Raw genomic sequence first — 19,136 nt, 5'->3', positions numbered from 1 at the left:
CAGTTACGAATAATTGAGGGATCCAATTGCGCTCATTGAGTGGTGATCTGTTGCTGCAGCGCCTCGGCGAACAGCCTGATGACAAGCTGCACAAGCGGCTTTACAACGCGATCCGCACCAGCATTCTCGACGGCAGTCTGCCGCCCTCCAGCCGCCTGCCCGCCTCGCGCGACCTAGCGCAGGAGCTCAGCCTGTCCCGCAACACCGTGTTAACCGTTTATGAACAACTGTTGGCGGAAGGCTACGTGTCGGCGCGCGCCGGCAGCGGCACCTTCGTCGCCGACACGGTGCCGGACAGCTGCCTGTCCACCGGCGGCGCCCCGGCGAACGGCAGCGGGCAACCGCGGCGCGTCGAACTGTCGGAGCGCGGCGCCACGCTGCTGCACCACGCCAGCGCCAGCCCCAAACAGTGGGGGGCATTCATTCCCGGCGTGCCCGACGTCAACGCCTTTCCTCATCAGCTGTTCAGCAAGATCCAGGCGCGCCTCAGCCGCCGCCCGGCGCCGCAGCGGCTGACCTACAGCAATCAGGGCGGCAGCCCGGAACTACAGCATGCGTTGGTGGAGTATTTGCGGGTGGCGCGCTCGGTACGCTGCTTGCCGGAACAGATCCTGATCACCGAGGGCATCCATCAGGCGATCGATCTGGTGACGCGCATGTTGTGCAATCCGGGGGATGACGCCTGGATCGAAGAGCCGGGCTATTGGGGGATCCGCAATATCCTGCGCATCAATGCGCTGAACATCTGCCCGCTGGCGGTGGACGAGGCCGGGCTGGTGCCGCCGGAGCAGCCGACCAACCCACCGCGGCTGATCTTCGTCACCCCGTCGCACCAGTATCCGCTCGGCTCGGTGATGAGCCTGGCGCGCCGCCAACGGCTGCTGGCACTGGCGCGCAACGCCGGCGCTTGGATCGTCGAGGACGACTACGACAGCGAATTCCGCTTTTCCGGCCAACCGATCCCGGCGCTGCAAGGGCTGGAAGCCGACGCGCCGGTGATTTACATCGGCACCTTCAGCAAAACGCTCTACCCGGCGCTGCGCCTCGGCTATGTGGTGTTGCCGCCGCCGCTGGTGCAGGCGCTGAAAACCGCCCACGCCGAGCTCTATCGCGGCGGGCACCTGCTGATCCAGAGCGCGCTGGCGGAGTTTATTCATGCGGGGCACTACACCGCGCATATCCGCCGCATGCGGTTGCTGTATGCCCGGCGGCGCGCCTTCCTGACCGGGTTGATCGAACAACATCTCGGCAAGCAGGCGCTCAGCGAGTTCAACAGCAACGCCGGCTTGCATCTGATCCTCAACCTGCCGGACGAGGCCGACGACGTGACTATCGCCGCCGCCGCCGGCGCGCGTGGGGTGCTGGTGCGGCCGCTGTCGCGCTACTATATGCTGCCCAACCGCCGGCGCGGCCTGCTGATGGGCTTTGCCTGCGTGCCGGAAGAGCAAATGGCCGCCGCCTTCACCCAGCTGCTGGCGTGCATCAACGCCCCGCACTAGGTCAGAGCGCCGCCCGCCTGCCTCACCAGGCCTGAAGCCGCCAGCCATCCGCCTGCCGGTTCAGGCGATGCGTCGGCCGCAGCGCCTGCAGGAAGTCTTCGTCGTGCGACACCACCATCATCGCGCCAGGGAAATCCGCCAGCGCGGTTTCGATCGCCAGCGACGACGCCAGATCCAGGTGGTTGGTCGGCTCGTCGAGCAACAGCAGCTGCGCCGGTTGTCGCCGCCACAGCGCGCAGGCCAGCGCCGCCTTCAGCCGTTCACCGCCGCTCAGCGAGCCCAGCGGCAACGCGATGCGATCCGCGCCAAGCTGCAACTGCGCCAGCCGGGTGCGCAACGCGCCTTCCGCCAACGGCGAATCCTGTAGCCCCAGATGCTCCATCACCGACAGGCCCGGGTCGAGCTGCGACAGGGTTTGATCGAGGTAGGCCGTCGACAGCGGGCAATGACAATGGCCGGAAAGCGCCGTCAGCTGCCCGAGAAGGGTCTTCAGCAAGGTGGATTTTCCGCAGCCGTTGGGGCCGGTCAACGCCACGCGCATCGGGCCGTCGATCCGCAGATCCAGCGGCGGCGCGCTGACGAACGGCAGCTGCAGCCGCTCGAGCACCAGCACCTGCTTGTTCGCGTTCACTTCACTGCCCGGCAGCGCCAGCAACACCGGCGGTTCCTCCTCCACCCGCTGATAGGCTTCACGCACCGCCGCATCGAGGCTGTCGCGCCGATCCTGATGCTGTTTGCGCAGCGTGCCGAGGCTCTCCTTCGCCGCCGACTTGTAGGCCACCCGTTCGAAAGAGGCGATATTCAGCGTATCGACGACGCGCAGCGTTTGCGCCGAGCGCCGCTGGCTCATGTCGTGCTCTTTCTGTTGGCGAGCACGGGTGCGGCGGCGCTCCTCGCGCGCATGCTCCAGATCGGCGCGCGCCGCCTGCTGCTCCATATCGCGCTGGCGCCGGTAGTCCTCATAGTTGCCGCCGTAGCTGCGCAGCGCGCCGGGCGTCAGTTCGACGATGCGCTCCATGCGCCCCAGCAGCTGCCGGTCATGGCTGGCGATCAGCAGCCCGCCCCGCCACTGATCCAGCTGCTGATACAGCCAGGCGCGGCCGGCGCTGTCGAGGTGGTTGGTCGGTTCGTCCAGCAGCAGAAAATCCGCCTCGCCGAGCAAGGCGCCGCACAGCGACGCGCGCATCCGCTCGCCGCCGCTCAGCGAACTGGCGGATCGCAACGGATCGAAAGCCGGCAACCCGGCGGCGGCAAAGGCGTTTTGCAGACGATCGTGAAGATCCCAGCGCCCTTCCAGACGATCGATATCGTCCGTCAACGGCCGCCCCTGCTCGAGACGCGCCAGCGCGGCGAACACCTCACCGTAGCCCAGCAGCTGCGCCAGCGTAGTGTGCGGCGCGATCTCCGGCTGCTGCGCAACGTAAGCCAATGCGGCATGAGATTCAACGTGCCCGTTGCCCGGCAGATCCAATCCGGCGATCAGGCGCAGCAGCTGGGTTTTGCCGACGCCGTTGCGCCCTACCAGGCCGCAGCGCGACCGATCAAAAGCGAGATCCAGCGGGCCGAACAGCGTTTCGCCGTCAGCAAATTGGCAGGTCAGTTGATGTAAAACGAAATAAGGGGACTGCGCTAAATGAGCCATAAGCACTCCTGAATGAGATCAAAACATCCCCACAGGGCGCGAGAGCGCACGGCGTGGGACCAGATATCAACAGGCGTGGTTGTTCATTTTCGGTTATGGCTCCGCAGAGAGAAGGAATTTGCAACGCGTAAAGGCTAACCGATCTTTTGTTCGTTATGCAAACAGAGTCTGAGATTCATGACATCTATCACATTCGGCGCAACGCAGATTCCCAAGCGGCGCGACAACGGCTAGATTTATCTCATCCGACCACTTGTGTTCACATAATTATAACAACGGGCCCCGATTTCACCCGATGGAGAGTGCAATGAGCAATTACCCTCACCTGCTGGCGCCGCTGGATCTCGGCTTCACCACCCTGAAAAACCGGGTGCTGATGGGATCGATGCATACCGGCCTGGAAGAGCTGCCCGACGGCCCGCAGCGCCTGGCCGCGTTCTATGCCGAGCGCGCCGCCGCCGGCGTGGCGCTGATCGTCACCGGCGGCATTGCCCCGAACGAACAGGGCGTAGTGTTTCGCGGCGGTTCGCTCCTCAACAGCGAGGCGCAATTGCCTCACCACCGACCGGTGACCGAGGCCGTCCACCGGGCGGGCGGCAAAATTGCGCTGCAGATCCTGCACACCGGCCGCTACAGCTATCAACCCAAACTGGTGGCCCCTTCCGCGCTGCAGGCGCCGATCAACCCGTTTACGCCGAGCGCGCTCAGCGAAGCGGAGATTGAGCAAACCATCGCCGATTTCGCCCGCTGTGCGGCGCTGGCGCAGCAGGCCGGCTACGACGGCGTTGAGGTGATGGGTTCCGAAGGCTATCTGATCAACCAATTCTTGACGACGCGCACCAACCAGCGCGACGACCAATGGGGCGGCAGCTTCACCAATCGCATGCGCTTCGCCGTCGAAACCGTCAGGGCGGTACGCCAGGCCGTGGGCCCGGAATTCATTCTGATCTACCGGCTGTCGATGCTCGATCTGGTGGAAGACGGCTCCAGCTGGCAGGAGATCGAGCAGCTGGCGCTGGCGATCGAACAGGCGGGCGCCACGATCATCAATACCGGCATCGGCTGGCACGAAGCGCGTATTCCGACCATCGCCACCATGGTGCCGCGCGCCGGATTCAGCTGGGTGACCCGCAAGCTGATGGGCAAGGTCAGCATCCCGCTGATCACCACCAACCGCATCAACGATCCGGCGGTGGCCGAGCAGGTGCTGGCGGACGGCTGCGCCGACATGGTGTCGATGGCGCGTCCGTTCCTCGCCGACGCCGCCTTTGTGCAGAAAGCCGCCGAGGGGCGCGCCGACGAGATCAATACCTGCATCGGTTGCAACCAGGCCTGTCTCGACCAGATCTTTGAAGGCAAGCTGACTTCCTGTCTGGTCAACCCGCGCGCCTGCCGTGAAACCGAAATGCCGCTGACAATGGCGGAAAAGCCGAAAAAACTGGCGGTGGTCGGCGCCGGCCCCGCCGGGCTGGCGTTTGCCACCACTGCCGCCAGCCGTGGTCATCAGGTGACGCTGTTCGACGCCGCCGAGCAGATCGGCGGCCAGTTCAACATCGCCAAGCAGATCCCCGGTAAGGAAGAATTCCATGAAACGCTGCGCTACTTCCGCCGCCAGCTGGCGCTGCGTGAAGTGACGGTCAGGCTGGGTGTCAAGGTCGAGGCGGCGGATTTAAGCGAATTCGATGAGGTGATCCTCGCCTGCGGCATCGTGCCGCGCACCCCGGATATTCCCGGCATCGGGCACGCCAAGGTGCTGAGCTATCTGGATGTGCTGCGCGATAAAAAACCGGTCGGCCAGCGGGTGGCGATCGTCGGCGCCGGCGGCATCGGCTTCGATACCGCCGAGTACCTCAGCCAGCACGGCGTGTCCAGCAGCCTGGATCAGGCGGAATTCAACCGCGAATGGGGCATCGATGGCCGCCTTGAACAGCGCGGCGGGCTGGCTGAGCAAGGCCCGCAGGCGCCGCGCGCCGCCCGGCAAATCTACCTGTTGCAGCGCAAAACCAGCAAAGTGGGCGAAGGCCTGGGCAAAACCACCGGTTGGATCCACCGCGCCAGCCTGGCGATACGCGGCGTGAAGATGCTCAACAGCGTCAGCTATCGGCTGATCGACGACGAAGGGCTGCACATCACCCGCGCCGAGCAAGACAGCTGCCTACCGGTGGACACGGTGGTCATTTGCGCCGGGCAGGAACCGCGCCGCGAACTGCAGCAGCCGCTGCTGGCGATGGGGAAAACCGTGCACCTGATCGGTGGCGCCGACGTGGCCGCCGAGCTGGACGCCCGCCGCGCGATCGATCAGGGTACGCGGTTGGCGATGACGCTGTAAAAAAGGGGCGCCCGGCGCCCCTTGTTATTCACGCTCAGCGACGCGCGCCGGATTTCACCGCTCGAAGGATCACGAACTTCTTGTTCGAGGCCACCAGCGTACAGTTGCCGAACAGGCGCTTGAGCTTCTGGTGATAATCGAGGTGACGGTTGCCGACGATGCGCAGTTCACCGCCCACCTGCAGGCAGCGCTTGGCGTCGCAGAACATCTGCCAGGCGGTGTGATCGGTGATGGCGTGTTGCTGGTGGAACGGCGGGTTGCACAGCACCGCCTGCACGCTTTCACGCTCGATGCCCGCCAGCGCGTTGTTCACCTCAAACTGACAGCGATCCAACTCTTGCGGCAGGTTGTGCTCTACGTTCAGCTCGCTGGAAGCCACCGCCATGTAAGATTCATCGACGAAGGTCACCTGCGCTTCCGGGTTTTGCGCCAGCGCCGTCAGGCCAATCACGCCGTTGCCGCAGCCTAGATCGACGATATGGCCGTTCAGGCCGCGCGGCAGGTGCTCCATAAACAGGCGCGCGCCGATATCCAGGCTGCCACGCGAGAAGACGTTAGCGTGGTTGTGGATCAGCCAATCGGTGCCGTCCAGCGCCCAGTCGGTGGTTTCCGCTGCCGCCGGCGGGACGATGTCCGCCGCCTGGCAGAAGATCAGGCGCGCCTTCTTCCATGCCAGGCTGGTGCGCGTTGGGCCCAGCACTTTTTCAAACAGCTGCATCGTCGAGGTGTGCACGTCGCGCGCTTTGGCGCCGGCGACGATCAGCGTGTTTTCGGTCACGACGTGGCGCAGCGCACGCAGCTGCTGTTCCAGCAGCGCCAGCGCTTTCGGCACGCGAATCAGCACCACCGCCGGCGCCGCCGGCAGCTCGGCCAGGCTGTCCAGCAGCGTGACCTGCTCGGGATCCAGACCGTTGAGTTTGAGGTTGTGGCGCGTCGCCAGCTGGCTCATGTACGAGTCGCTGACGCTGTAAGGGCGATGCGCGTGCAACGCACAGGCCAGGGTGCCGAAGTTATCGTTGAAAATCAGCACCGGGCGGCCGCCGATATCTACGTTTTCAAGCTGTTGCAGCAGATATTCGTCCGCCGCTTCCCACGCCTGCAGTTGGGTGGATTCTTCCTGTTGGGGATAACGCTCCAGCTCAAGTTGCTGTGTTCCCAGATCGAGTTGGCTCATTGCCCCTCCTGACTGATAAAATTTGGGCTGTTTATCCCCTAAAAACGCCCGTCAGTAAAATGTTTTTTCGGATAAATTGCGTATGTCAGGATTTGAGCGAAAAAACAGCATAGAATGACCGGCTGAATGGCCGTTGATACGGAACAAGAATGTCTGAATTGACCTACCTGCAAGGCTACCCGGCGCATCTGCAAAGCCAGGTGCAACAACTGATCCATCAAAACCGGCTGGGAGACGTGCTGCTGCAGCGCTATCCGCAGGTGCATGACTGCACCACCGACAAGTCGCTGTATCAGTTTACCGTCGATCTGAAAAACCAGTATCTGCGCAACGCCCAGCCGCTGAGCAAGGTGGCCTATGACAGCAAGATCCACGTCATGAAGCACGCGCTGGGCCTGCACACCGCCATCTCACGCGTGCAGGGCGGCAAGCTGAAGGCCAAGGCGGAAATTCGCGTGGCGACGGTGTTCAAGGTCGCGCCTGAGCCGTTCCTGCGCATGATCGTAGTGCATGAGCTGGCGCACCTGAAAGAGAAAGATCACAACAAGGCGTTTTACAGCCTGTGCTGCCACATGGAGCCGGATTACCACCAGCTGGAGTTCGATACCCGGCTGTATCTGACGCACCTTTCGCTGTTCGGCGAGCTGTATGCATAGCGAGTGAGGGCGTGATAATCTGCGGTTTTAGGCTGGACCGGAGCTCGCTATGATTCGCTTTGCCGTCGTCGGCACCAACTGGATTACGGAACGTTTTATCGATGCCGCCCATGAAAGCGGCAAACTCAAGCTGAGCGCCGTGTATTCACGCTCGCTGGAGCAGGCGCAGGCGTTTGGCGCCAACTATCAGGTCACGCAGTTTTTCGACTCGCTCGAGGCAATGGCCCAGTCCGATGCCATAGACGCGGTGTATATCGCCAGCCCCAATTCCCTGCACTGCCCGCAATCGCTGCTGTTCCTGCACCATAAAAAGCACGTGATCTGCGAAAAACCGCTGGCCTCCAACCAGCGCGAAGCGGAACAGCTGGTAGCCTGCGCGCGGGAAAACCAGGTGGTGCTGTTCGAGGCATTCAAAAGCGCCTATCTGCCGAATTTTCTGGCGCTGCAACAGGCATTGCCGAACGTCGGCCGGTTACGCAAAGCCTTTATCAACTACTGCCAATACTCTTCGCGCTACCCGCGCTACCTGGCCGGCGAGAACCCCAACACCTTTAACCCGCAGTTCTCCAACGGCTCGATCATGGATATCGGCTACTACTGCCTGGCCAGCGCGGTAGCGCTGTTCGGCGCGCCGCAGTCGGTGCTCGCCAGCGCCACACTGCTCGATACCGGCGTTGACGCCCACGGTACCGTCTGCCTGAACTACGGTGATTTCGACGTCACGCTTTCCCATTCCAAGGTCAGCGACTCGGCGATCCCCAGCGAGATCCAGGGGGAGGAAGGCACGCTGATTATCGACAAGATTTCCGAGTGCCAGGGCGTGGCGCTGACGCCGCGCGGCGGCAACCGCCAGGATCTGAGCCAGCCGCAGCACATCAACACCATGCTGTATGAGGCGCTGGCCTTTGCCGAGCTGGTGGAAAATCACCGGGTGGAGCATCCGGGGCTGGAGAATTCGCTGATCGTCGCCCGCCTGCTGACCGATATCCGCCGCCAGACCGGCGTTGTCTTCCCCGCCGACGGAGAATGAGATGAAACCGCTGCTCGTGATGCAAACCGGCGACGCGCCGCAGGCCATTCGTCAGGAATTGGCCAACTTTGAAGGCATGTTCCTGCAACAGGGCAATATCGACGCCGAACGCGCGCACATCGTGCACCTGCCCGCCGGCGAACGGCCGTTGCCGCCTGCCGCCTATTGCGGCGTAGTCATCACCGGCTCGCCGGCGATGGTGACCGAACGGCTGCCGTGGAGCGAGGAAGCCGCCGAATGGCTGCGCCAGGCGATGGCGATCAAACTGCCGCTGTTCGGCGTCTGCTACGGCCATCAGCTGTTGGCCTACGCGCTCGGCGGCGAAGTGGGTTACCACCCGCAGGGCATGGAGGTGGGTACGCTGGAGATCGAACTGCTGCCCGCCGCGGCCGACGATCGGCGGCTCACCCTGCTGCCGCCGCGCTTCAAGGCCAACCTGATCCACTCGCAGAGCGTGCTGACGCCGCCCGCCGGCGCGCAGACGCTGGCGCGTTCGCAGCAGGACGCGCACCAAATCCTGCGCTATGGCGATCACGCCCTGACCACCCAGTTCCACCCGGAATTCAACGGCGCGGTGATGAGCCAGTATCTGCAGTGGCTCGGCGAGCTGCATCCCGAGCAGCAGGCCCGCTACCAACAGCAACAACAACAGGTTAGCGACACGCCATTCAGCCGCCTGCTGCTGCAGGGATTCGTCGTCAGCCTCGGCGCGCAAAAAGCGATGGCCGGTTAACGCGATTCACGTTGACCGCCGACACATTTTGCATTACTTTCTGCTCTGCAAAGGGGAGTAACTTCATTGCCGGTCAATCGTCATTACGATGCGCAAGCATCCGGTTACCGGGCAACCTGATGTCAAAGGTGTAACCACCTTCATCAACGTTGTAAGTGAGACCTTGCCGGAAGGCGAGGTTTGCTTGCAACGTTCACAGAGCGGCTGGCGTCTTCCGACGTTGGCCGTTTTTGTTTTTGAAGGATACCTCTGATGATGAATTCCGTTGGCACACCGTGGTTATGGGGCAGCTTTGCCGCCGTCATAGTCGTGATGCTCGCAATCGATCTCCTGTTGCAGGGCCGTAAAGGCGCGCACACCATGACTATGAAGCAGGCCGCCAGCTGGTCGCTGGTGTGGGTCAGCCTCTCCCTGCTGTTCAACCTCGGTTTCTGGTACTACCTGAATGAAACCGCCGGGCGCGCCGTCGCCGATACTCAGGCGCTGGCCTTCCTGACCGGCTACCTGATCGAAAAAGCGCTGGCGGTGGATAATGTGTTCGTCTGGCTGATGCTGTTCAGCTACTTCGCCGTGCCGGCCAACCTGCAACGGCGGGTGCTGATCTACGGCGTGCTGGGGGCGATCGTGCTGCGTACCATCATGATCTTCGCCGGCAGCTGGCTGGTCAGCCAGTTCCAGTGGCTGCTGTACCTGTTCGGCGCTTTCCTGCTGTTCACCGGTATTAAAATGGCGCTGGCGAAGGAAGATGACTCGGCGATCGGCGACAAACCGCTGGTGAAATGGCTGCGCAGCCGCTTGCGCATGACCGACAGCCTGGAAGGCGAGCGTTTCTTCGTGCGCCGCAACGGCATTCTGTTCGCCACCCCGCTGGTGCTGGTGCTGATCCTGGTGGAACTGAGCGACGTGATTTTTGCGGTGGACAGCATTCCGGCGATCTTCGCCGTGACCACCGATCCGTTCATCGTCCTGACCTCCAACCTGTTTGCCATCATGGGCCTGCGTGCCATGTACTTCCTGCTGGCCAACGTGGCGGAACGGTTCTCGATGCTGAAATACGGCCTGTCGGTGATCCTGGTATTTATCGGCATCAAGATGCTGATTATCGACTTCTTCCACATCCCGATCGGCGTGTCGCTCGGCGTGGTGGCGGGCATCCTGACGATCACCTTGCTGATCAACGCCTGGGTCAATCACCGCAACGATCGCCTGGCGAAGAAATAACCATAATCTGTTATCCGGGGCGCTAGTCGCCCCGTGATTGTTTGGCAATTCCCCCAAAACGCCAAACGTTATTGCGATCACACAAATGTAACCAGTATGTTATCAAGTGTTGATCCGCGCTCAGAATTTCACCCTCGCCTCTTTCCAACATCATTCGATTGCTGAATACTGATTCGGCAAACACACTTAGTTACAGAATCATATAAAGCTGCCCGGCGTCGTTCCCGCCGCGGCGGCCAGATAACATCAGGAAGAAAGCACTATGCAAAAACTACTACAAAAGATCACGCAGGGCAGCCTGGTCAAACAAATCATGGTCGGCCTGGTGGCCGGCATTCTGGTGGCGCTGGTTTCACCGGCGGCGGCAGCGGCGGTTGGCCTGCTCGGCACCCTGTTCGTCGGCGCGCTGAAAGCGGTGGCGCCGGTGCTGGTGCTGATTCTGGTCATGGCCTCGATCGCCAACCATAAACAGGGGCAGAAGACCAACATTCGCCCGATCCTGTTCCTCTACCTGCTGGGCACCTTTGCCGCCGCGCTGGTGGCGGTGGTCGTCAGCTTTATCTTCCCTTCCACGCTGGCGCTGACCACCGGCGCGACGGACATTACCCCGCCGGGCGGCATTGTGGAGGTGATGAAGGGCCTGTTGATGAGCGTGGTGGCCAACCCGTTCCATGCGCTGATTAACGCCAACTACATCGGCATTCTGGCCTGGGCCGTCGGTCTGGGGCTGGCGCTGCGCCACGCTTCCGAGACCACCAAGGGGCTGATCAACGACATGTCCCATGCGGTCACGCTGGTGGTGCGCGCGGTGATCCGCTGTGCGCCGCTCGGCATCTTCGGCCTGGTGGCCTCCACGCTGGCGGAAACCGGCTTCGGCACGCTGTGGGGCTACGCCCAACTGCTGATGGTACTGCTTGGCTGCATGCTGCTGGTGGCGCTGGTGCTCAACCCGTTGATCGTTTACTGGAAGATCCGCCGCAACCCGTATCCGCTGGTGTTCGCCTGCCTGCGCGAGAGCGGCGTGACCGCCTTCTTCACCCGCAGCTCCGCCGCCAACATCCCGGTGAATATGGAACTGTGCAAGAAGCTGAACCTGAATGAGGACACCTACTCGGTTTCCATCCCGCTGGGCGCCACCATCAACATGGCCGGCGCGGCGATCACCATCACCGTGTTGACGCTGGCGGCGGTAAACACGCTGGGCATCGCGGTGGACGTCCCGACCGCCCTGCTGTTGAGCGTGGTGGCGGCCCTCTGCGCCTGCGGCGCCTCTGGCGTGGCCGGCGGTTCGCTGCTGCTGATCCCGCTGGCGTGCAACATGTTCGGCATTCCGAACGACGTGGCGATGCAGGTGGTGGCGGTCGGCTTTATCATCGGCGTCCTGCAGGATTCGGCGGAAACCGCCCTCAACTCCTCCACCGACGTGCTGTTCACCGCCGCGGCCTGCCAGGCGGAAGACCAGCGGCTGGCGAACGAAGATCCGCTGAAGGTGCGTTAATCGCGCGTTGCTTCATCAAAAAGGCGCTCCTTCGAGCGCCTTTTTTGTCAGCCTTACAGCGTCACCCCGCTTTTAAAGATCGCCAGCTCGCGGAAGTCGTTGGTTTCATTACGCGCCGGGCGCCCGTTGGCGATCTCGACAATCAGATCGATGAAGCGGCTGAGCAACGTCTCCATCGCCACGCCGTGGATCAGGCTGCCGGCGTCAAAATCGATCCAGTGCGGTTTCTTCGCCGCCAGCTCGCTGTTGGTCGCCAGCTTCACCGTCGGCACAAAGCCGCCGTACGGCGTGCCGCGCCCGGTGCTGAACAGCACCATATGGCAGCCGGCGCCGGCCAGCGCGCTGGTCGCCACGGCGTCGTTGCCCGGCGCGCTGAGCAGATTCAGCCCCGGCACACGCAGCCGCTCGCCGTATTTCAGCACGTCCACCACCTGGCTTAACCCCGCCTTTTGGGTGCAGCCGAGCGATTTCTCCTCCAGCGTGGTGATGCCGCCGGCCTTGTTGCCCGGCGACGGGTTCTCATAAATCGGCTGCTGATGGGCGATGAAATAGCGTTTGAAAGCGTTGATCATGTCGACGGTTTTGTCGAAGGTCTCCCCATCGCGGCAGCGGCTCATCAGAATACGCTCGGCGCCGAACATCTCCGGCACTTCGGTCAGCACCGTGGTGCCGCCGTTGGCGATCACATAATCGGAGAACCGCCCCAGCAGCGGGTTAGCGGTGATACCCGACAATCCGTCCGAACCGCCGCATTCCAGGCCGAACTTCAACTCGCTCAGGCGGCCCGGCTCACGGCGATCGTGGCGCATCTCCCGGTACAGCTCGTGCAACAGCGCCAGCCCGGCTTCCACTTCGTCGTCCTGTTGTTGGCACACCATAAAGCGCAGCCGCCGCTCGTCCTCTATCCCCAACGTGGCGCGAAAGGCATCCACCTGATTGTTCTCACAACCCAGCCCAATCACCAGCACCGCGCCGGCGTTGGGATGGCGCGCCAGGTTCTGCAGCATGATGCGGGTGTTGGCATGATCCTGCCCCAGCTGCGAGCAACCGAAGGGGTGACTGAACAGATGCACGCCGTCGATCCCCTCTGCCTGCGTTTGCTGCAAAAAGCGTTGCTGGATCTGGCGAGCGATACCGTTGACGCAGCCGACGGTCGGCACGATCCACAGCTCATTGCGGATCCCCACTTCGCCGCCGGCCCGTCGGTACAACTGCACCTCGCGATCCGCGGCCTGCGGCGGCAACGTCGGGAATTGCGGCTGGTAACGGTAGCTGTCCAGATCGCTCAGGTTGGTTTTGGCATTTTGCGAATGAATATGCTCCCCCTGCCCGATGGCCGCGAGCGCATGGCCGATCGGCTGGCCATATTTAATGATGTCCTCGCCCTCGGCGATCGGGCCGAGCGCAAATTTGTGCCCGCGCGCCACCGGCTGCGCCAGTTGGATGACCGCGCCTTCCAGCTCAACGCACTCTCCGGCAGCCAGATCGCGCAGCGCCACCGCCACGTTATCCTGCTCGTGAATCTTTATCGTACTTTGCATAAACCGGTCCCGGATAACGGCTACGCCAGTTCAATGGCGAAATAGTCTTTGGCGTTGTCGAAGCAGATGTTTTTCACCATTTCGCCCAGCAGCGCGATATCCGCCGGCGCTTCGCCGTCCGCCACCCAGCGGCCGATCATCTGGCAAAGAATGCGGCGGAAGTATTCATGGCGCGTATACGACAGGAAGCTACGACTGTCGGTCAGCATGCCGACGAAGCGGCTCAGCAGCCCGAGCTGCGCCAGCTGCGTCATTTGGCGCTGCATGCCGTCCTTCTGATCGTTGAACCACCAGCCGGAACCGAACTGCATCTTGCCCGGCGTGCCTTCCCCCTGGAAATTGCCGATCATGGTGCCGATCACTTCGTTATCGCGCGGGTTGAGGCAGTAGAGAATGGTTTTCGGCAGGCCCCCCTGCCGCGCCTGGGCATCCAGCAGCCGCGACAGCGGCTCCGCCAGCGGCCGATCGTTGATCGAATCGAAACCGATATCCGGCCCGACGGCGGCCAGCATGCGGCTGTTGTTATTGCGCAGCGCGCCGATGTGATACTGCTGCACCCAGCCGCGGCGCCGGTATTCGCCGGCCAGGAACAGCAGCACCGCGCTTTTGAACTGGGCGCTCTGTTCCGGCGTCGGCAGCTCGCCGTTCAGGCGGCGCAGCAGGATCGCATCCAGCGCCGCTTCATCGGCCTCGCCGAACACCACCACGTCCAGCGCATGGTCGGCCACCTTGCAGCCGTGGGCGGCGAAGTGATCCATGCGCTTGTACAGGGCGTCGCACAGCGCGCTGAAGCGGCCGATGACGGTATCCGCCGCCGCCTCCAGCTGTCGCAGATAGTCATTGAAGCCCGGTGCATCGACAGTGAAAGCCTTGTCCGGCCGCCAGCTCGGCAATACCTTGATATCGAAGCCACGATCGTCGGCGATCGCCCGATGATGGCGCAGATCGTCGATCGGATCGTCGGTGGTGCCCACCATTTTCACATTCATCTGCCGCATGATGCCGCGCGCGCGAAACTCATCCTGCGCCAGCAGCGCATTGCCGCGCTGCCAGATCTCATCCGCCGTGGCCGGCGACAGCAGCGTATCCGTGATGCCGAACGGCCGACGCAGCTCCAGATGCGTCCAGTGATAGAGCGGGTTGCCGATGGTATGCGGCACCGTGGCGGCCCAGGCGTCGAATTTCTCACGATCGCCCGCATCGCCGGTACACAGCCGCTCCGCCACGCCGTTGGTGCGCATCGCCCGCCATTTATAGTGATCGCCTCGCAGCCAGATATCGTACAGGTTGCTGAAGCGGGTGTTCTCCGCGATCTGCTGTGGCGGCAAATGGCAGTGATAATCGAAAATCGGCTGTGGCGCCGCATAGTCGTGATACAAGCGCCGGGCAAATTCGTTGTCCAGCAGGAAATCTTCGCTCAAAAACGTCGCCATCTCGGGCTCCTTACTTGCCGTGCGGCACGGGGTTCGAATCACAAAAGTTATCACACCAATTTTCACAGGCGTCCAGCAAATTTTTCCCATGAGCTGTTGGTTTAAGGTCCTTTAATCCCTTTTTCGCTCAATTTTACGGCAAGCGTGCGGCGCAAACGCACTATTTCACCGGCGACAGTATCGCTCAGGCGAATAATTCCTTTTGTGATATCACTCAACTTTTAAACCTGTATGACAGGTTATTGTCTCGCCAGCCGCATCGACGGCCACACCTTCAAACGGGGAGACATTTCGGATGCGTAAAATTAAAGGGTTACGCTGGTACATGATTGGACTAGTGACCATCGGCACCGTGCTGGGCTACCTGACCCGCAACGCCATCGCCGTCGCGGCGCCGACGCTGGAAGATACGCTGCACATCACCACCCAACAGTATTCCTATATCGTCGCCGCCTATTCCGCCTGCTACACCGTGATGCAACCGGTGGCGGGCTACGTGCTGGACGTGCTGGGCACCAAGGTCGGCTACGCCATGTTCGCCATTCTGTGGGCGCTGTTCTGTATGGGCACCGCGCTGGCCAACAGCTGGGGCGGCCTGGCGCTGGCGCGCGGCGCGGTCGGCATGGCCGAGGCGGCCATGATCCCCGCCGGGCTGAAGGCCAGCAGCGAGTGGTTTCCGGCCAAAGAGCGTTCGATCGCCGTCGGTTATTTCAACGTGGGTTCATCGATCGGCGGCATGATCGCCCCACCGTTGGTGGTATGGGCCATCGTGGCGCACAGCTGGGAAATGGCGTTCATCATCACCGGCGTGCTGAGCCTGATCTGGGCCATTTGTTGGCTGCTGTTCTACAAACACCCGAAAGATCAGAAGAAACTGAGCCAGGAAGAGCGCCGTTACATCCTCGAAGGCCAGGAAGCCCAGCACCAGACCTCTAACGCCAAAAAGATGTCCGCCTGGCAGATCGTGCGCAACCGCCAGTTCTGGGGCATCGCGCTGCCGCGCTTTCTGGCGGAGCCGGCGTGGGGCACCTTCAACGCCTGGATCCCGCTGTTCATGTTCAAGGCCTACGGTTTTAACCTGAAAGAGATCGCCATGTTCGCCTGGATGCCGATGCTGTTCGCCGATCTCGGCTGCATCGTCGGCGGTTATCTGCCGCCGCTGTTCCAGAAGTATTTCAAGGTCAACCTGATCGTCTCACGCAAGCTGGTGGTGACGATGGGGGCGGTGTTGATGATCGGCCCCGGCATGATCGGCCTGTTCACCAGCCCTTACGCGGCTATCGCGCTGCTGTGCGTCGGCGGCTTCGCCCATCAGGCACTGTCCGGCGCGCTGATCACCCTCTCTTCCGACGTGTTCGGCCGCAATGAGGTGGCGACTGCCAACGGCCTCACCGGCATGGCGGCCTGGACCGCCAGCACGCTGTTCGCCCTGGTGGTCGGCGCCCTGGCGGACACCCTCGGCTTCAGCCCACTGTTCGCCGCGCTGTCGGTCTTCGACATTCTCGGCGCCATCGTCATCTGGACGGTGTTGCAAAACCGTCCGGCCGCCGAAACCCAGCCGGCCACGCTGCAACCGGCCCCGGCGCGCAGCTGATCCCGCCGCCCGGCCGCCGCGCCGGGCCTCTTGCTCCTCTGGCAGCGGTGCCGAATAAGTGGTATAACAAATCCGATGGCCACGCGCCCCTTCCCACCGCACCGTATAGAGCATTCACTATGGAATTCACCGAAACCAGACGCCTGTATCAGCAACTGGCCGCCGAGCTTAAGCAACGCATCGAAAGCGGCCGCTACCCGGTAGGCGACAAGCTGCCGGCCGAACGATACATCGCCGAAGAGATGAATGTCAGCCGTACCGTGGTGCGCGAGGCGATCATCATGCTGGAAGTGGAAGGCTATGTGGACGTGCGCAAGGGATCCGGGATCCATGTGGTGTCCAACCAGCAAAAGCACCTGGTGGTGCCGGGCGACAGCATCGAGTTCGCCACCGCCGGCCCGTTTGAGCTGCTGCAGGCGCGCCAGCTGATTGAAAGCAACATCGCCGAGTTCGCCGCTACCCAGGTGACCAAACAAGATATCGTGCAGTTGATGGAGATCCAGGAGCACGCCCGTAAAGAGGATCGCTTCCGCGACTCGCAGTGGGATCTGAAGTTCCACGTGCAGGTGGCGCTGGCCACCCAGAACACCGCCATGGCCACCATCGTGGAAAAAATGTGGGTGCAGCGGGTCAACAACCCTTACTGGAAAAAGCTGCACGAGCATATCGACGAACGCTCGATCGCCAGCTGGTGTGACGATCACGATCAGATCCTCAAGGCGCTGATGCGCAAAGACCCTTACGCCGCCAAACTGGCGATGTGGCAGCACCTGGAAAACACCAAACAGATGCTGTTCAACGCCACCAGCGATGACTTCGAATACAACGCCGATCGCTACCTGTTTGCCGAGAATCCGGTGGTGCATCTGGATGGCGTGAACCACGAGCCGAAATAGCCACGGCGGTCAAAAACCGTCGGCTTATGTCAGGTAATGTAAAATCCGCTGAATCGATGCCGGAACCGCCGTTTGCCGTGTACTATTTCACCGTCGGCAACGTAGATTTCCCTGTTGCCAATCGTGCTATTTTGGTAGAGTTAGCCCACTTTTTTACCCATTGCTGCGGGGGCGGGACGCGAATAAATGCGCTGGTTGTTTGCCATGCTGATTGCTGTTTTCTGCTGGACCGGTTCGGTCTCCGGCCAACAGCTATGCGTGGCGTCACCCAAGCCAACCCCCAGCGCGCTGAGCAGCCTGCCGCTGCTGGCGGAGCCGGCGCTTTCCCCCTATGATCATGTGTATCGGGCGCCGGCCGAAGCGCGCCGCAAAGCCCCCGGCAAGTTGCCGCTGCTGCTGCCCAGAGCGCACTCTTTCTCCGGTTCGCTGCTCGCATCCTCCCTGCCGGCGCCGGTCTATACCCTGGCCGCAGAGCCGGGTTACCGAATTCGCTTCCCCCGCCAGGACACCCCGGCTCCCAACCGGCTTGCCCAGGTCGACTGGATGCTGGACGCTTCCAGGCAACAGAGTCGCCAGGCCGGTTGGAAAGAAAGCAACATGCAGTACCGTGGCACGCTGACTTACCACCTATGACCGGTGTCGCACCGCTTAGAAACCTTAAAGCAACGCCGTTTCATCGTTATCAGCACTCAGGATCGCCGCGCGCTTTCAGCTCACGCCCGCTCCGCCGCTGAGATAAAAATAAACAATGACGTTTTAGGAACACCGGATGGACATCATTAAAGAACTGATACATGCCTTATGGCAGCAGGATTTTGAGACGCTGGCGAACCCTTCGTTGGTGTGGACCCTCTACATCCTGCTGTTCATGATCCTGTTTTTGGAGAACGGCCTGCTGCCGGCCGCTTTCCTGCCGGGTGACAGCCTGCTGATCCTGGTCGGCGTGCTGATCGCCAAAGGCACCATGGGCTTCCCATTGACCATCGTTATCCTGACCGTCGCCGCCAGCCTGGGGTGCTGGGTCAGTTATATACAAGGCCGGTGGCTCGGCAATACGCGAACGGTGCAAGGCTGGCTTTCGCATCTGCCGGCCCACTACCATCAGCGTGCACATAACCTGTTCCACCGTCACGGCCTTTCCGCCCTGTTGGTCGGCCGCTTCCTGGCCTTCGTGCGCACCCTGCTGCCGACCATCGCCGGCCTGTCCGGCCTGAGCAACGCACGCTTCCAGTTCTTCAACTGGATGAGCGGCCTGCTGTGGGTCTTGATCCTGACGACGCTGGGCTTCGCCCTCGGAAAAACCCCGGTGTTCCGCAAGTATGAAGATCAGCTGATGTTCTGCCTGATGATGTTGCCGCTGGTATTGCTGGTGGTCGGGCTGGTCGGCTCGCTGATCGTGCTGTGGCGCAAGAAGCGCGCCAACAGCCAGAACCCGGGGAAAGGGGCGTGACAGCAAAGCGCCCGCGCTGGCAATACGTCCTGATGATCGCGCTCGCCCTGCTGGCGCTGGCGACGCTGTTGGTGCCCTGCATGGTGCGCACCGAGAGCGAGCTGCGCATCCGCGCCAGCCAGCAAGGGCTGTCGCTGCCCGACGGTTTTTATGTCTACCAGCGCCTGGATGAGCGCGGCATCCGCATCAAAAGCATCACGCCGGAAGGCGATGGCCTGGTCATCCGTCTGGATTCGCCGGAGCAGCAGTTGCTGGCGCGCGAAGCGTTGCAAACCATTCTGCCGCCCGGTTACCACATCGCATTGAGCGAGTCCCCCGTGCCGTCACATTGGGTGCGCGAATTTGCGCGCTCCCCGCTCAATCTGGGATAATCCCCCTTCATATGAAGGGGTTTCCTTTCATTGCCATAATCTTCATTTTCATTCGCATCGATTAGCTCA

The 19,136-nt window shown here is 62.1% G+C and carries 16 protein-coding genes; 12 read left to right on the top strand and 4 right to left on the bottom strand.

The genetic code is table 11. The features are described 5' to 3' along the window. Positions 1-26 precede the first annotated feature (26 nt). On the top strand, positions 27-1,499 hold the full coding sequence (pdxR, locus tag ACJ8IJ_RS12695) for a MocR-like pyridoxine biosynthesis transcription factor PdxR (RefSeq protein ID WP_442518711.1): 1,473 nt from the start codon (positions 27-29) through the stop codon (positions 1,497-1,499). Between the two features lie 22 nt (positions 1,500-1,521). Here the strand turns inward: pdxR and ACJ8IJ_RS12690 are convergent, their stop codons facing one another. Continuing rightward, on the bottom strand, positions 1,522-3,141 hold the full coding sequence (locus ACJ8IJ_RS12690; protein WP_442518712.1) for an ABC-F family ATP-binding cassette domain-containing protein: 1,620 nt from the start codon (positions 3,139-3,141) through the stop codon (positions 1,522-1,524). Positions 3,142-3,448: 307 nt separating this feature from the next. Between ACJ8IJ_RS12690 and ACJ8IJ_RS12685 the strand changes: the two genes are divergently transcribed. Then, positions 3,449-5,470 carry an oxidoreductase gene (locus ACJ8IJ_RS12685; protein ID WP_442518713.1) on the top strand — a complete coding sequence of 674 codons (2,022 nt, stop codon included), beginning with the start codon at positions 3,449-3,451 and terminating at the stop codon, positions 5,468-5,470. 34 nt (positions 5,471-5,504) lie between these two features. Here ACJ8IJ_RS12685 and rlmG read toward each other — a convergent pair whose 3' ends face one another. Then, entirely contained in the window at positions 5,505-6,644 is a 1,140-nt protein-coding gene (rlmG, locus tag ACJ8IJ_RS12680) for a 23S rRNA (guanine(1835)-N(2))-methyltransferase RlmG (RefSeq protein ID WP_442518714.1), read from the bottom strand. A 149-nt stretch (positions 6,645-6,793) separates the two neighbouring features. Between rlmG and ACJ8IJ_RS12675 the strand changes: the two genes are divergently transcribed. The 5 genes from ACJ8IJ_RS12675 (at position 6,794) to sstT (ending at position 11,782) form a co-directional block, all read left to right on the top strand. Next, on the top strand, positions 6,794-7,300 hold the full coding sequence (locus tag ACJ8IJ_RS12675) for a M48 metallopeptidase family protein (protein ID WP_033632026.1): 507 nt from the start codon (positions 6,794-6,796) through the stop codon (positions 7,298-7,300). A gap of 49 nt (positions 7,301-7,349) precedes the next feature. Further along, a complete protein-coding gene (locus ACJ8IJ_RS12670) occupies positions 7,350-8,330 on the top strand; it encodes a Gfo/Idh/MocA family protein (RefSeq protein ID WP_442518715.1) in 981 nt (326 codons plus the stop codon). Position 8,331: 1 nt separating this feature from the next. Then, positions 8,332-9,063, top strand: a complete 732-nt coding sequence (locus tag ACJ8IJ_RS12665) for a glutamine amidotransferase (RefSeq protein ID WP_004937150.1) — start codon at positions 8,332-8,334, stop codon at positions 9,061-9,063. A 252-nt stretch (positions 9,064-9,315) separates the two neighbouring features. Beyond that, positions 9,316-10,284, top strand: a complete 969-nt coding sequence (locus ACJ8IJ_RS12660) for a TerC family protein (RefSeq protein WP_286093609.1) — start codon at positions 9,316-9,318, stop codon at positions 10,282-10,284. Between the two features lie 262 nt (positions 10,285-10,546). Next, the gene (sstT, locus tag ACJ8IJ_RS12655; RefSeq protein ID WP_442518716.1) at positions 10,547-11,782 is read left to right on the top strand and encodes a serine/threonine transporter SstT; all 1,236 of its coding nucleotides are present in this window, start codon (positions 10,547-10,549) and stop codon (positions 11,780-11,782) included. Positions 11,783-11,835: 53 nt separating this feature from the next. Here sstT and ACJ8IJ_RS12650 read toward each other — a convergent pair whose 3' ends face one another. Next, positions 11,836-13,323, bottom strand: coding sequence for a UxaA family hydrolase (locus ACJ8IJ_RS12650; protein ID WP_442518717.1), 1,488 nt, complete (start codon positions 13,321-13,323; stop codon positions 11,836-11,838). Positions 13,324-13,343: 20 nt separating this feature from the next. Then, positions 13,344-14,756, bottom strand: coding sequence for a glucuronate isomerase (gene uxaC / locus ACJ8IJ_RS12645; protein ID WP_021505095.1), 1,413 nt, complete (start codon positions 14,754-14,756; stop codon positions 13,344-13,346). 295 nt (positions 14,757-15,051) lie between these two features. Here uxaC and ACJ8IJ_RS12640 point away from each other — a divergent pair, with 295 nt between their 5' ends. From ACJ8IJ_RS12640 to mzrA, 5 genes are all read left to right on the top strand, one after another. Continuing rightward, a complete protein-coding gene (locus ACJ8IJ_RS12640) occupies positions 15,052-16,350 on the top strand; it encodes an MFS transporter (protein ID WP_015379157.1) in 1,299 nt (432 codons plus the stop codon). A gap of 119 nt (positions 16,351-16,469) precedes the next feature. Then, positions 16,470-17,246: a transcriptional regulator ExuR gene (gene exuR, locus ACJ8IJ_RS12635; protein WP_004937137.1), complete on the top strand. Its 777-nt coding sequence runs from the start codon at positions 16,470-16,472 to the stop codon at positions 17,244-17,246. A 186-nt stretch (positions 17,247-17,432) separates the two neighbouring features. Continuing rightward, positions 17,433-17,879, top strand: a complete 447-nt coding sequence (locus ACJ8IJ_RS12630) for a hypothetical protein (RefSeq protein WP_004937135.1) — start codon at positions 17,433-17,435, stop codon at positions 17,877-17,879. 136 nt (positions 17,880-18,015) lie between these two features. Further along, a complete protein-coding gene (locus ACJ8IJ_RS12625; RefSeq protein WP_004937132.1) occupies positions 18,016-18,696 on the top strand; it encodes a DedA family protein in 681 nt (226 codons plus the stop codon). Beyond that, complete coding sequence (gene mzrA / locus ACJ8IJ_RS12620) at positions 18,693-19,067, top strand: EnvZ/OmpR regulon moderator MzrA (protein ID WP_004937130.1); 375 nt, start codon at positions 18,693-18,695, stop codon at positions 19,065-19,067. Before ACJ8IJ_RS12625 ends, mzrA begins: the two co-directional genes overlap by 4 nt. Positions 19,068-19,136 lie beyond the last annotated feature (69 nt).

It is taken from the genome of Serratia sp. CY40230 (assembly GCF_052168835.1).
Taxonomy (GTDB): Bacteria; Pseudomonadota; Gammaproteobacteria; order Enterobacterales; family Enterobacteriaceae; genus Serratia; species Serratia nematodiphila.
This window is presented reverse-complemented; position numbering and strand designations above follow the sequence as displayed.

Coding starts and splice junctions, on each gene's coding strand:
- ACJ8IJ_RS12690 (WP_442518712.1), bottom strand. CDS start 3,141: ATGGCTCATTTAGCGCAGTCCCCTTATTTCGTTTTACATCAACTGACC.
- ACJ8IJ_RS12685 (WP_442518713.1), top strand. CDS start 3,449: ATGAGCAATTACCCTCACCTGCTGGCGCCGCTGGATCTCGGCTTCACC.
- rlmG (WP_442518714.1), bottom strand. CDS start 6,644: ATGAGCCAACTCGATCTGGGAACACAGCAACTTGAGCTGGAGCGTTAT.
- ACJ8IJ_RS12675 (WP_033632026.1), top strand. CDS start 6,794: ATGTCTGAATTGACCTACCTGCAAGGCTACCCGGCGCATCTGCAAAGC.
- ACJ8IJ_RS12670 (WP_442518715.1), top strand. CDS start 7,350: ATGATTCGCTTTGCCGTCGTCGGCACCAACTGGATTACGGAACGTTTT.
- ACJ8IJ_RS12665 (WP_004937150.1), top strand. CDS start 8,332: ATGAAACCGCTGCTCGTGATGCAAACCGGCGACGCGCCGCAGGCCATT.
- ACJ8IJ_RS12660 (WP_286093609.1), top strand. CDS start 9,316: ATGATGAATTCCGTTGGCACACCGTGGTTATGGGGCAGCTTTGCCGCC.
- sstT (WP_442518716.1), top strand. CDS start 10,547: ATGCAAAAACTACTACAAAAGATCACGCAGGGCAGCCTGGTCAAACAA.
- ACJ8IJ_RS12650 (WP_442518717.1), bottom strand. CDS start 13,323: ATGCAAAGTACGATAAAGATTCACGAGCAGGATAACGTGGCGGTGGCG.
- uxaC (WP_021505095.1), bottom strand. CDS start 14,756: ATGGCGACGTTTTTGAGCGAAGATTTCCTGCTGGACAACGAATTTGCC.
- ACJ8IJ_RS12640 (WP_015379157.1), top strand. CDS start 15,052: ATGCGTAAAATTAAAGGGTTACGCTGGTACATGATTGGACTAGTGACC.
- exuR (WP_004937137.1), top strand. CDS start 16,470: ATGGAATTCACCGAAACCAGACGCCTGTATCAGCAACTGGCCGCCGAG.
- ACJ8IJ_RS12630 (WP_004937135.1), top strand. CDS start 17,433: ATGCGCTGGTTGTTTGCCATGCTGATTGCTGTTTTCTGCTGGACCGGT.
- ACJ8IJ_RS12625 (WP_004937132.1), top strand. CDS start 18,016: ATGGACATCATTAAAGAACTGATACATGCCTTATGGCAGCAGGATTTT.